The organism is Bifidobacterium sp. (assembly GCF_050874245.1).
GTDB lineage: Bacteria > Actinomycetota > Actinomycetes > Actinomycetales > Bifidobacteriaceae > Bifidobacterium.
Map to the genome: position 1 here is coordinate 1 of NZ_JBNMKH010000201.1, position 1,267 is coordinate 1,267.

Sequence of the window (1,267 nt, forward strand, 5' to 3'; positions counted from 1 at the left end):
GGCGTATCTCGGCAAGCTGACCAAGCGCGGCGTGCCGGCGGCCGGCGTGATCACCTCCGCGATCATCATCGCCAACGCCGTGGTGGTGGTGTTCGTATGGCCCGAGTTCGCGTTCAACTATCTGATGTCGATCGCCACCATCGCGGCCGCGATCAACTGGACGATGATCATGATCACCGAAATCCACTTCCGTCGCGTGGTCGCCGCAGGTGACGGCCCGGCCGAGCTCAAGGGGCTCAAGGGCAAGGAGGCGCTCGACAAGATCGCGTTCAAGCTGCCGTTTGCACGTGTGATGCCGTATATCGTGATCGCATTCATGGCGCTGGTCGTGGCGCTGATGTGCTTCTCCGCCAGCTACCGTATCGCCGTGGTCGCCGGCGTGATCTGGCTGATCGTGCTGTTCGCGGCCTACGAGCTGCAGAAGCGGTTCTCGCATCAGGCGGCGTGACATGCGGCGCATGGCGCGCAGGTGTCGCATGGGCTGGCTGCATCTAGTCGCGCAGCGGAATCATCATGGACCGCGTGGCATGGTACAGGTCGGATTTGCCCGGCCACACGGTGCCGATCGGCTGATTGGTGCGATCGAGCTGGTGGAACCATGATCCGTTGACGTGATCCATCACCGTGCTGTCCGCATACTCAAGGAAGGCCGCGACAACGGCATCTTCCGCGGCTTCTGGAAAGCGTTCAAGCGTCGCTCGGCACCACCATGGCATTGACGGCGATCATCGCATGCGTATGGGCGCTGGCCGTATTCGACACGCTCAAGGCCGTTCGGCCAAGCCTACGGTCTCACACGTCCCACGCCAGCCCAACTTCCCCAAACCACCAACGGTGAAGCACCCCTCAGTATCGATAGATTGTGAAACCCCAGACCACCGCCGCTCAGCAGCATCCACCGCCCGTCAATCACGCGCCTGTACGCATGACAACCCGGCCGCCGACTGCATGACAGGGCTGCGGGTACACTGGTGAAGGCTATTTCTTGCTCGTAGAACACAAAGGACGGCAGCACAATAATGTCAACGATTCTTGAGGGCACTCCGGATAAACGTATGGCGCTGGTCACGGGCCGCGCATACCCCGAACTGGCCAAGGAAGGCAAGAATCCCTTCCAGCTTGACAGCAAGGAACCCACTGGCGACCTCAACGAATTCCTCAGCGGCGAGAACCGTTACGCTTCTCTCGCCAAGAAGAATCCCGAAATGTCCGCCAAGCTCCGCGCTCAGCTCGGCAGCCTCTATGAGGAACGCGGCGAGCTCTACAA

The 1,267-nt window shown here is 61.0% G+C and carries 3 pseudogenes; 2 read left to right on the forward strand and 1 reads right to left on the reverse strand.

From position 1 onward, the window contains the following. Nucleotides 1-448: pseudogene (locus ACR0P8_RS09890) on the forward strand (aromatic amino acid transporter AroP); the annotation flags it as partial. Between the two features lie 43 nt (nt 449-491). Here ACR0P8_RS09890 and ACR0P8_RS09895 read toward each other — a convergent pair. Next, a pseudogene (locus ACR0P8_RS09895) lies at nt 492-653 on the reverse strand (AGE family epimerase/isomerase); the annotation flags it as partial. Between the two features lie 366 nt (nt 654-1,019). Between ACR0P8_RS09895 and ACR0P8_RS09900 the strand changes: the two are divergent. Then, nucleotides 1,020-1,267, forward strand: a pseudogene (locus ACR0P8_RS09900) (hypothetical protein); the annotation flags it as partial.